This window comes from Neisseria sp. P0001.S005 (assembly GCF_051963715.1).
Window position 1 is genome coordinate 1 of the sequence record NZ_JBQCTZ010000815.1, and the last position, 352, is coordinate 352.

At 47.7% G+C, this 352-nt stretch carries 1 protein-coding gene; it reads right to left on the reverse strand.

The genetic code is table 11. The features are described from left to right. Positions 1-49: 49 nt before the first annotated feature. A partial coding sequence (locus tag ACTHSP_RS23025) for a hypothetical protein (RefSeq protein WP_440347131.1) occupies positions 50-352 on the reverse strand: 303 nt, incomplete at its 5' end.

Here is a 352-nt window from a genome sequence, read left to right on the forward strand (position 1 = left end):
ACATTCATGATGTCGAGATTGACTTGTTCGATACTCACGGGGCGTCCTTTTATTGTTGTGTTTCTTGGGGCAATCGGGCAATGAGGCTGCGGATTTGGTCTGCACTTTGGGCCAGCGCGTTGCGGTAGTTTTCTTTTTCGGCAGTCAGGTTGTCAATTTTGCTTTGCAGGTCTTCTTTGAGTTTGCCGACTTGAACCAGCAAGGCTTCGCTGAGTTCGTCAATGGCCGCGTCGTGTTGGCGTTTTTGTTGCTCTTGCTCGAGTTTGAGTCTGTCGATTTCTTCGTTGAGACGGCGGTTTTCTGAAACCAGCGTTTCAAATTTTTGGACAAGTTGGTAAACGTTGATTTCCAG